Consider the following 10068-nt stretch of genomic DNA (forward strand, 5'->3'; position numbering starts at 1 on the left):
CACGGACACGCCGTCCGTGCCCGGGCACTCCGCCGACCGGCCACTCCTCGAGCTCGTCGAGGTGATGGCCCGGCTCCGGCGCGAGTGCGCCTGGAAGGCCGGTCAGACCCACCGGTCTCTGGCGCGCTACCTCCTCGAGGAGACCTACGAGACGGTCGAGGCGATCGAGACCGGCGACGACGCCCACCTGCGTGAGGAGCTCGGAGACCTGCTGCTCCAGATCCTCTTCCATGCGGTGATCGCCGAGGAGGAGGGTCGCTTCGACATCGACGACGTCGCCGCCGACCTCGTCGTCAAGCTGCGCCGGCGCAACCCGCACGTGTTCGACCCCGAGCACGCGGGCGTCGAGGCCGGCTCGGCGGCCGAGGCGGCCGAGGCGATCAACGAGCAGTGGGAGCGGATCAAGGCCGAGGAGAAGCAGCGCACCGGCCTGATGGAGGGTGTGCCCGAGGAGCTGCCCGCCCTGCTGAGGGCGGTCAAGGCCCTCGACCGGCTGGAGCGGTCCGGCGCCGCGCCGGCGCTCGACCCCCAGTCGACCGACCTCGGCGACCGGTTGCTCGCGCTCGCCGCCGAGGCCCGCTCGGCCGGGCTCGACCCCGAGCAGGAGCTGCGGGCCGCCGTACGCCGTGTCGCGCCGGAGTGAGGTGCCCGGAATGAGGCGGCTCGGCGTCGCCCTGGTGTGCGGTCTCGTGCTCCTGTCCGGCTGCGGGTCGCCCGACGACGAGACCGCGCGGTCGGTGCCGACGCGGACCCTGCCTCCTGAGGTGCCGCGCCACCTCGTCGACCTTCCCGTCGGCACGGGCCACGTGCACCCGGGTGACCGGGTGCGGGCCGAGGAAAGCGTGCTGCGCGTGAACGGCCGCGCCGTCCACCTGGCACCGCTCCACCTGGACGAGCTCGCCGTCGTGCCGGGCGGCGTGTTCTTCCGCAACGCCACCGAGCTCTGGTTCACCGATCTCGGCCGGGCGCAGGCGACCGGGTACTCCGACGTGCGGTCGCTGGTGACGTCGCCCGACGGCCGACGGCTCGCGTTCGTGGACCTCCAGCACGGACCGAAGGACCGCCACGGCACCCCACTGGCGATCGCGATCGGCTACGACGCCACGACCGGCCGGCCGCTGGTCGCGTCGTACGCCGGCATGGGCGACGTGCGCAAGGACGACCTGGCCGGCCGGTACGCCGCCCACCCGCCGTCGATCACCGGCTTCCAGGGCGACGCGTTGCTGGTGCACGGGATCTCGGGTGACTACCGCGTGCCGCTCGACGGTGGTGCGCCGACCCGGGCCGACGGCGGAAACTGACAGCCTGCGCTGTGTAACGCCACGCGTGCGTGGCGCGTCTTAGGTGTGACGAGACGACGAGAGGCAGGACCGGATGACGGCCGGCAACGGTGAGTTCCGCAGCTTCGCTGCCACTCGGCTGGACGCCCTCTACCGGTCGGCGGTCCTGCTCACCGGTCAGCACCAGTCGGCGGAGGACCTGGTCCAGGAGACGCTCACGAGGATGTACGTCGTCTGGCGCTCGCGCCCGCTCGAGGACCCGGTCGCCTACTCGCGCCGAACGCTGGTGAACACCTTCATCTCGAGCCGACGCAGGCGGAGCTCGTCGGAGTACCCGCAGGAGGTGCTCCCCGAGGTGGTGGCTCCCGCTCCGGACGTCGACGGACGCGTCGACGTGCACCGCGCGCTCGGCGAGCTCAGGCCGATCGACCGGGCGATCGTCGTCCTGCGGTACCTGGAGGACATCCCGGTCGACGAGGTCGCCGCCACCCTGCGGATGAGCCCCGGCAACGTGCGGGTCCGCGCGACCCGTGCGCTCGCCACCCTGCGCACCAGCCTGCCCTTGCAGTCGGCGGCATCGACGACCCGGGAGGACACCCATGAGTGAGACCGACCTGACCGTGCTTCTCGAGCAGACCGCGGACCGGAGCCCGGCGCCGGACCCCGGGATCATCGACCGCAGCATCGCCGCCGGCGAGAGGCGGGTCCGTCGGCGGACCGCGACGCGCGTGCTCGGAGCGGCGGCGGCCCTGGCGGTGGTGGCCGCGGGAGCGACCTGGACGATCAACGCGAAGGTCGCCGACCGCACGCCGGCGACGAGCGCTGCGGAGGCGTGCCGCCGGGACTACACGCCTCGGGTCCTCCCGGCGTGGGCGACCACCGGCTTCAGCTCGCCGAATCCGACCATGCCCTACGTGCTGGGCGACCGGGGCGACATCGTCGCGATCCTCTGGGCCGAGCACGACCCGCTGGTGGTGCCTCCGGCGCAGGACCGGAACAACAAGATCCTGTGGGTCGGACGGGTCGCCTCCGAGGGGTCGCTGCAGATCAAGGCACACCTGATCGGCTCCGACCGGTCGGTCACGCGCACGGTCGACGGAGGCCCGGGGCCCTCGATCATCGACCTGCCAGACGCGGGCTGCTGGTCGCTGGACCTCACCTGGGGCAAGCAGCACGACCACCTCCAGCTCGAGTACGCGCCGAGCTGAGATCAGCGTCGGTGGTCCGGAGTAGCGTCGCCGCCATGGATCTCCACTCTCGGGCCGCCTGCCAGGGCATCGTTCCGCCGTTCCTCCTCCAGCACCTCCTCGCGTCGGGTGACGCCGACCTCGCCGAGCACGCTCGCCGCACGCTGCTGCGCGACAGCGTGCTGCGCGCCCGTCCGGAGCGCCCGGCGCCCGCGGCGGCTGCCGCCGCCGCGAAGGTGCTGCGCCGCACCATCCACGACGCCCACCACGGCACCACACTGCCGGGCACCGAGGTCCGCGCCGAGGGTGCCCCGGCGTCCGCCGACGAGGCCGTCAACCAGGCCTACGACGGTCTCGGGGAGACCTGGCGGCTCTACGACGAGGTGTTCGGCCGCAACTCGATCGACGACCACGGCCTGCCGCTGGTGGCCTCGGTGCACTACGAGCGCAACTACGACAACGCCTTCTGGAACGGCTCTCAGATGGTCTTCGGCGACGGTGACGGCACCATCTTCGTCGGCTTCACCAGCAGTCTCGACGTGATCGGCCACGAGCTCACCCACGGCGTCACCGAGTCGACCGCCGGCCTGACGTACCAGGGCCAGTCCGGTGCGCTCAACGAGAGCATCTCCGACGTGTTCGGCTCGCTGGTCAAGCAGCGCGCGCTCGGCCAGACGGCGGCCGAGGCCGACTGGCTGATCGGGGCCGGCCTGCTCGCGCCCGGGGTCAAGGGCGTGGCGCTGCGCTCGATGAAGGCCCCCGGCACGGCGTACGACGACCCGCGGCTGGGCAAGGACCCGCAGCCGGCCGACATGTCCGGCTACGTCGAGACCACCGACGACAACGGGGGAGTGCACACCAACTCCGGCGTCCCGAACCGCGCCTTCCAGCTGGCCGCCGTCGCGATCGGCGGCCACGCCTGGGAGGCCGCCGGCCAGATCTGGTACGACGTGCTCACCGGCCCGTCGATCCGGCCCGACTGCGACTTCGCGACGTTCGCCGGCCTGACCGTCGCCGCGGCGACGAGCCGTTTCGGGAACGACTCCCCGGAGGCCGCCGCCGTCGCCGACGCGTGGAAGACGGTGGGGGTGGCTCCTTCGGTGGTTGAGGAGCGAGCGCCAGCGAGCCTCGAAACCTCCGGAGGCACCTCAACCAACGGGGCCGACGACCTCACCGTGCGCCGCACCGGCGGCTTCGGTGGCCTGGTGCGCGAGCGCACGCTCCGGCTGACCGAGCTCCCCGACGACGACGCCGCCCACTGGCGCTCGCTGCTGTCCGGTGACCGGCTGGCCCGGCTCGCCGACGCACCGACCCACCCCGACGCCTACTGCTACGGCGTCCGGTGCGAGGCAGCGCGGCTCGACGTGACCATCCCCGAGCCGGCCCTCGAGCCCGAGGTCCGCGACCTGTTCGACCGCACCCTCACGCGCTGACCGCGCACACTCCCGGGGGTCGGACGGTGCCGGGGATGGCGGCACCGCCCCGATAGGCTGACGCTCGCGCGTCCGATCGACGCGTCACCGGATCTGGACCTCAGCAGGAGCTACTGAATTGGCCGCCATCGAAGACGTCATCGCCCGCGAGATCCTGGACTCGCGAGGCAACCCCACGGTCGAGGTGGAGGTGATCCTCGAGGACGACAGCTTCGGCCGCGCGGCGGTGCCGTCCGGCGCCTCGACCGGCGCCTTCGAGGCGGTCGAGCTCCGCGACGGCGGCGACCGCTACGGCGGCAAGGGCACGGAGAAGGCGGTCGCGGCGGTCGAGTCGCAGATCGCCCAGCGGATCGTCGGCCTCGACGCCGCCGACCAGCGCCTCGTCGACCAGGAGATGCTCGACCTGGACGGCACCCCCAACAAGGCCAACCTCGGCGCCAACGCGATCCTCGGCGCCTCGCTCGCGGTCGCCCGCGCCGCGGCGATGAGCGCGGGCCTCCCGCTCTACCGCTACGTCGGCGGGCCCAACGCCCACCTGCTGCCGGTGCCGATGATGAACATCCTCAACGGCGGCTCGCACGCGGACTCCAACGTGGACATCCAGGAGTTCATGATCGCCCCGATCGGCGCCCCGACGTTCCGCGAGGCGCTCCGCCAGGGCGCGGAGGTCTACCACGCGCTGAAGTCGGTGCTCAAGAAGCAGGGCCTCGCGACCGGCCTCGGCGACGAGGGTGGGTTCGCGCCCAACCTGGACAGCAACCGGGCCGCCCTCGACCTGATCTCGACGGCGATCGAGGCGGCCGGCTTCAAGGTCGGCCAGGACATCGCGCTGGCCCTGGACGTGGCGGCCAGCGAGTTCTACTCCGACGGCAGCTACACCTTCGAGGGCGGCAGCAAGTCGGCGGACGAGATGACCGCCTACTACGCCGACCTGGTCGCGTCGTACCCGATCGTCAGCGTGGAGGACCCGCTGAACGAGGAGGACTGGGACGGCTGGAAGACGATCACCGACGAGCTCGGCACCAAGACCCAGCTGGTCGGCGACGACCTCTTCGTCACCAACGTCGAGCGGCTGCAGCGCGGCATCGACGGCGGCCAGGCCAACGCCCTGCTGGTGAAGGTCAACCAGATCGGCTCGCTGACCGAGACGCTCGACTCCGTCGACCTCGCGCACCGCAACGGGTTCCGCTGCATGATGAGCCACCGCTCGGGCGAGACCGAGGACACCACGATCGCCGACCTCGCGGTCGCCACGAACTGTGGCCAGATCAAGACCGGAGCCCCGGCGCGGTCCGAGCGGGTGGCGAAGTACAACCAGCTGCTCCGGATCGAGGCCGAGCTCGGCGACGCGGCGCGGTACGCCGGCGCTGGAGCCTTCCCGAGGTTCCAGGGCTGATCGCGGGACCCACCTGATGCCGCCGAGCCGCCGTCCGTCGCCCCGCGCGGGCCGTCCGCGCAACACCCGTCCGGGTGCGCGGGGCGCGGCGGCGCGCACGCGGCCGACGGTGGCACCCGCTCCCCGGGCCCGGTTCACGAACCGTGCAGCTGTGCTGGTGGTGGTGTTCGCGGTGCTGGTCGTCTCCTACGCCTCGTCGATGCGGGCCTACCTCCAGCAGCGCGAGCAGATCAACGGCCTCCGGGAGCGGATCGCCGCCTCGAAGGTGGACATCGCGCAGGCCGAGCGGGAGAGGCGGCGGTGGCAGGACCCGGCGTACGTCGAGGCGCAGGCGCGCGCCCGGTTCGGCTGGGTGCTCCCCGGTGAGACCAGCTACCAGGTCCTCGACTCGAACGGGCAGCCGCTGACCGGCGACGACGCGCTCACCGACCCCAGGACGGTCGCTCCGGCGAAGCCGAAGGCGTGGTGGACCAAGGAGTACTCCAGCCTCGAGGCCGCCGACCACCCCGAGAAGAAGGTCGCCCCGACCCCGGCGACCCGCATCACGCCGAACCAGCAGTGAGCACCGACGACCAGGGCGGCATCGAGCCCCGCGACGAGCGTGCGATCGAGGCCCAGCTGGGCCGGCCCCCGCGCGCGATCCACGCGGTCGGGCACCGCTGCCCCTGCGGCAACCCCGACGTGGTCGCGACCGAGCCGCGCCTGGAGGACGGTACGCCGTTCCCGACCACCTTCTACCTGACCTGCCCGCGGGCGGCTTCCCTGATCGGCACCCTCGAGGCGTCCGGGCTCATGCGCGAGATGACCGACCGGCTCGCCGAGGATGAGCAGCTGGCGGCCGGGTACCGCCGCGCCCATGAGGCCTACCTGGCAGCCCGCGCCGAGATCGCGCGCGCGAGCGGTCACAGCGTGCCCGAGATCGACGGCGTCTCCGCGGGCGGCATGCCCTCGAGGGTCAAGTGCCTGCACGTCCTGGCCGGTCAGGCCCTGGCGCAGGGTCGGGGTACCAACCCGCTCGGTGACGAGGTCCTCGACGCACTCGGCGAGTGGTGGGCCGCGGGTCCCTGCGTGGAGGTGGAGTGACCCGCGTCGCCGCGTTCGACTGCGGCACGAACTCGCTGCGGCTGCTGATCGCCGACCTCGAGCCGGCGACCGGTGAGATGACCGAGCTCGTCCGCGAGATGCGCATCGTCCGGCTCGGCCAGGGTGTCGACCGGACCGGCCGGATCAGCGAGGAGTCGATGGCACGCACCTTCGCCGCCCTCGACGAGTACGCCGCGCTGGTCGAGCGGCACCGTCCCGAGCTGATGCGCTTCTGCGCCACGTCGGCCGCCCGCGACGCGGCCAACGCCGGCGACTTCGTGCGCGGGGTCCGCGAGCGCTTGGGGGTTGAGCCGGAGGTGATCGACGGCGACGAGGAGGCACGCGCGTCCTTCGCCGGGGTGACCCGGGTGCTCGGTGACGCGCCGGGGCCCGTGCTGGTGCTGGACATCGGCGGCGGATCGACCGAGCTGATCCTGGGCACCCCGGACGGCGCCGTCGAGGTGGCCCAGTCGCTCGACGTCGGCTCCGTGCGGATGACCGAGCGACACCTGCACGACGACCCGCCGACCGACGAGGAGGTGGCGGCCCTGCGCGACGACGTCGACGCCGTGCTCGACGGGTGCGTCGTCGACCCGGCCCGGGCGCGCACCGTCGTCGGCGTGGCCGGCACCGTCACGACGGTCGCGGCCGGGGTGCTCGGGTTGGCGGCGTACGACCGCGAGCGGATCCACCTCGCCCGCCTCGACCGCGACGACGTGCACGCGACCGTCGACGCCCTGGTCGCGATGAGCGTCGCCGAGCGGAAGGCGCTCGGCTACGTGCACCCCGGGCGGGCCGACGTCATCGCCGCGGGCGGCCTCATCCTCGACCGCGTGCTGCAGCGCACGGGGGTCGACACCCTGGTGGTCTCCGAGTCCGACATTCTCGACGGCATCGCCTGGGCATGCGTGGATGCCTCGGCCGACGAGGGGAGCTGACGAGGTGACCGACACGGTACGCCGAGGGATCACCCCGGCCGAGGAGGACCGCGAGCCCGACGAGCTCAGCGAGCTGACCAGGCGGTCCTGGTTCCAGATCCTCCGGCGCACGGTCCGGGGCTTCCGCGACGACCAGTGCACCGACCTGGCCGCCGCCCTCACCTACTACTCGGTGCTCGCGCTCTTCCCCGCGCTCCTTGCGGTCGTGTCGGTGCTCGGCGTCGTCGGCGCGAACAACGCCAAGGTGCACAGCACGATCCTCGACGTGCTCAGCCCGCTGGTCACCGGCTCGACCCTGGACTCGCTCAGCACGCTGCTCGACCAGCTCTCGTCGTCGCAGGCCGGCGGCTACGCGCTGGCGCTGGGCATCGCGGGCGCCCTCTGGTCGGCGTCGGCCTACGTCGGTGCGTTCAGCCGGGCGATGAACCGCGTGTACGGCGTACCGGAGGGGCGGCCGGCGTGGAGGCTCCGCCCGCTGCAGCTGCTGATCACCGTCGTCACGGTCGTGCTCTGCAGCGTCGGGATCGTCATCCTCGTGGTCAGTGGCCCGGTCGCCCAGTCGATCGGCAAGGCCCTCGACATCGGCGACACCGCGCTCACCGTGTGGAACATCGCGAAGTGGCCCGTGCTGGCGATCGTGGTCTGCCTGGCGGTGGCGCTGCTGTTCTACATGACGCCGAACGTGCGCCAGCCGCGCTTCCGCTGGGTGTCGCCGGGCGCCTTCGTGGCGATCCTGGTCTGGGTGGCCGCGTCGTTCGGGTTCGCCTTCTACGTGGGCAACTTCTCCTCCTACAACCGGACCTACGGCTCCCTGGCGGCGGTGATCATCGCGCTGCTGTGGCTCTGGCTGACGAACCTCGCGCTGATGTTCGGCGCCGAGCTCGACGCCGAGCTCGAACGGGGACGCGAGCTGCAGGCGGGCCTTCCGGCCGAGGAGTCGATCCAGCTCCCGCTGCGCGATGACCGTGGCGTGGCCAAGGCCGAGCGCAAGCGGCGCGAAGCGGTGGCCGAGGCCCGCGAGCTGCGCCAGGACGCGCCGGAGTCGCGGGATCCGGCCGACGGCACGGTGTTCGGTCCGACGCCGCAGCCGGTGCCCGACGAGGACTGACCGTGTCCGGCCCCGGGCAGCCGTGCCCGCACCCGCTCACCGGGCAGCCGTTCCCCAGTCCGGTGCCCCCCGGCACGGGCTGGCCCGAGGACCCGGCGCGCCCAGACACCCCGGTGGCGCGCGACGCGAGCGACGTACTGGCTCTGAGGGCGACCGACGACCTCACCGAGCTCGACGCGCGCGTCTCCGTGTGCCGGGCCTGTCCCCGTCTCGTGGACTGGCGCGAGGAGGTGGCCCTGCGCAAGCGCGCCTCGTTCGCCGACCAGCCCTACTGGGGCCGGCCGATCGCCGGATGGGGATCCCCGGATCCGTCGGTGCTGATCGTCGGCCTCGCCCCGGCGGCCAACGGCGGCAACCGCACGGGTCGCGTCTTCACCGGCGACAGCTCAGGTGACTGGCTGTTCGCGTCCCTCCACCGCACCGGCCTGGCGCGCCAGGCGACCTCCGTCCACGCCGGCGACGGCCAGGCCCTCCTCGGCGCGCGGATGGTCGCCGCGGTGCGCTGCGCCCCGCCCGACAACAAGCCCACCCCTGCCGAGCGCGACACCTGCGGCCCCTGGATCCAGCAGGAGATCCGCCTGGTCGCCCCCACCGTCCGGGTCGTGGTCTGCCTCGGCTCCTTCGGCTGGGCGGCGGCCCTCAAGGCCCTGCGCGGTGCCGGGTACGCCGTGCCGCGCCCGCTGCCGAAGTTCGGCCACGGCACCGAGATCCCGCTGAGCGGGCCCGGGCACCTCACCGTCCTCGGGTGCTACCACCCCTCGCAGCAGAACACCTTCACCGGCCGGCTCACCCACGACATGCTCGACGCGGTCTTCACGCGCGCCCAGGAGCTGGCGAGCGCGGCGGACTAGCCGCGGGCATGCCACGAGCCCGGCGCGTGTGCCGGGTGCGGGGCGGGGCAGCTACTGGTGGGGCGGCTCGACCGGTGGCGGGCTCAGGTCGGTGGTGCCGGTGCGGTCGCGCAGCCAGGTGTGTCCGTGCGGGCTGTGCCACAGGTAGGTGCCTGGCTCGACCATGGTGTAGGTCCAGCCGCCGTGGGTCTTGAGCCGGTGGTGTCGTCTGCAGAGGGCAGCGAGGTTGTCGCTCGACGTCGATCCACCTTCTTGCCAGGGGATGATGTGGTCCTTGTCGCAGCCTCTCGCGGGGCGGTTGCACCAGGGGAACACGCAGGTGCGGTCGCGCAGCTCGATCTGCTCGGTCAGGGTGGGGCTGGGTTGGTAGCCGGTGGACTGCAGGGTCTCGGCGAGGTCGAGCACGGGCCGTACGGTGATCTTCGTGGTCCCGGTGGTGGAGCCTGCCCCACACCAGTCGGCGACCTGCCCGGCGGTGACCAGGTGCCCGCCGGCGTTCTCCAGCCACGCGGGTGCGTTGCGGTCACCGGAGCGGAGGGCGTCCTCGGACAGGTGCACGTTCAGCACCACGTCGCGGGCCTTCGGGCTGGTTGAGCCGCCCAACGGGGTGGTTGAGCCTGCCGAAACCACTCCATCCGCAGGGTCGAACTCCAGTGACTGCTCACCGCGGGCGAGCATCCCGACCGCCAGCGACCGGCGAACATCCAGGGACTCCTCGTTCCCGAGGACCGCGAGTTGTTCGGCACCGCGGCGGACGGCGTCGTCGAGGTCGATCGCGTCGGCGAGGTCGAG

At 72.7% G+C, this 10068-nt stretch carries 12 protein-coding genes; 11 read left to right on the forward strand and 1 reads right to left on the reverse strand.

Features of this window, described 5'->3' with window-relative positions; all coding sequences use genetic code 11:
• The first annotated feature begins 16 nt into the window (after nt 1-16).
• The 11 genes from EFL26_RS00355 to EFL26_RS00405 all read left to right on the forward strand — a co-directional run bounded on the left by EFL26_RS00355 (nt 17) and on the right by EFL26_RS00405 (nt 9276).
• Nucleotides 17-643 carry a nucleoside triphosphate pyrophosphohydrolase gene (locus tag EFL26_RS00355; RefSeq protein ID WP_148046582.1) on the forward strand — a complete coding sequence of 209 codons (627 nt, stop codon included), beginning with the start codon at nt 17-19 and terminating at the stop codon, nt 641-643.
• Nucleotides 644-653: 10 nt separating this feature from the next.
• A complete protein-coding gene (locus EFL26_RS00360) occupies nt 654-1301 on the forward strand; it encodes a hypothetical protein (RefSeq protein ID WP_123220898.1) in 648 nt (215 codons plus the stop codon).
• Nucleotides 1302-1374: 73 nt separating this feature from the next.
• Nucleotides 1375-1887 (forward strand): SigE family RNA polymerase sigma factor, encoded by a 513-nt coding sequence (locus tag EFL26_RS00365; protein WP_123220899.1) that lies wholly within the window; start codon nt 1375-1377, stop codon nt 1885-1887.
• Nucleotides 1880-2488 carry a hypothetical protein gene (locus tag EFL26_RS24455; protein WP_221176777.1) on the forward strand — a complete coding sequence of 203 codons (609 nt, stop codon included), beginning with the start codon at nt 1880-1882 and terminating at the stop codon, nt 2486-2488. Before EFL26_RS00365 ends, EFL26_RS24455 begins: the two co-directional genes overlap by 8 nt.
• Nucleotides 2489-2523: 35 nt before the next feature.
• Nucleotides 2524-3900, forward strand: a complete 1377-nt coding sequence (locus EFL26_RS00375; RefSeq protein WP_123220900.1) for a protealysin inhibitor emfourin — start codon at nt 2524-2526, stop codon at nt 3898-3900.
• A 118-nt stretch (nt 3901-4018) separates the two neighbouring features.
• Complete coding sequence (eno, locus tag EFL26_RS00380; RefSeq protein WP_123220901.1) at nt 4019-5296, forward strand: phosphopyruvate hydratase; 1278 nt, start codon at nt 4019-4021, stop codon at nt 5294-5296.
• 109 nt (nt 5297-5405) lie between these two features.
• Nucleotides 5406-5858 carry an FtsB family cell division protein gene (locus EFL26_RS00385; RefSeq protein WP_183407967.1) on the forward strand — a complete coding sequence of 151 codons (453 nt, stop codon included), beginning with the start codon at nt 5406-5408 and terminating at the stop codon, nt 5856-5858.
• On the forward strand, nt 5855-6379 hold the full coding sequence (locus EFL26_RS00390; protein WP_123220903.1) for a DUF501 domain-containing protein: 525 nt from the start codon (nt 5855-5857) through the stop codon (nt 6377-6379). The genes EFL26_RS00385 and EFL26_RS00390 overlap by 4 nt, the downstream gene beginning before the upstream one ends.
• Complete coding sequence (locus EFL26_RS00395; protein WP_123220904.1) at nt 6376-7317, forward strand: Ppx/GppA phosphatase family protein; 942 nt, start codon at nt 6376-6378, stop codon at nt 7315-7317. The genes EFL26_RS00390 and EFL26_RS00395 overlap by 4 nt, the downstream gene beginning before the upstream one ends.
• 4 nt (nt 7318-7321) lie before the next feature.
• Complete coding sequence (locus EFL26_RS00400; RefSeq protein WP_245999917.1) at nt 7322-8425, forward strand: YihY/virulence factor BrkB family protein; 1104 nt, start codon at nt 7322-7324, stop codon at nt 8423-8425.
• A 2-nt stretch (nt 8426-8427) separates the two neighbouring features.
• Nucleotides 8428-9276: a uracil-DNA glycosylase gene (locus tag EFL26_RS00405; protein WP_123220905.1), complete on the forward strand. Its 849-nt coding sequence runs from the start codon at nt 8428-8430 to the stop codon at nt 9274-9276.
• Nucleotides 9277-9327: 51 nt separating this feature from the next.
• Here the strand turns inward: EFL26_RS00405 and EFL26_RS00410 are convergent.
• The coding region (locus EFL26_RS00410) for an HNH endonuclease signature motif containing protein (RefSeq protein ID WP_245999918.1) at nt 9328-10068 on the reverse strand (741 nt) is incomplete at its 5' end.

The sequence above is a fragment of the Nocardioides pocheonensis genome (assembly GCF_003725535.1).
Lineage (GTDB): Bacteria > Actinomycetota > Actinomycetes > Propionibacteriales > Nocardioidaceae > Marmoricola > Marmoricola pocheonensis.

Bases quoted from the DNA above. Each gene is read 5' to 3' on its own strand.
- EFL26_RS00360 (WP_123220898.1), top strand. From the start codon at position 654: ATGAGGCGGCTCGGCGTCGCCCTGGTGTGCGGTCTCGTGCTCCTGTCC.
- EFL26_RS00365 (WP_123220899.1), top strand. From the start codon at position 1,375: ATGACGGCCGGCAACGGTGAGTTCCGCAGCTTCGCTGCCACTCGGCTG.
- EFL26_RS24455 (WP_221176777.1), top strand. From the start codon at position 1,880: ATGAGTGAGACCGACCTGACCGTGCTTCTCGAGCAGACCGCGGACCGG.
- EFL26_RS00375 (WP_123220900.1), top strand. From the start codon at position 2,524: ATGGATCTCCACTCTCGGGCCGCCTGCCAGGGCATCGTTCCGCCGTTC.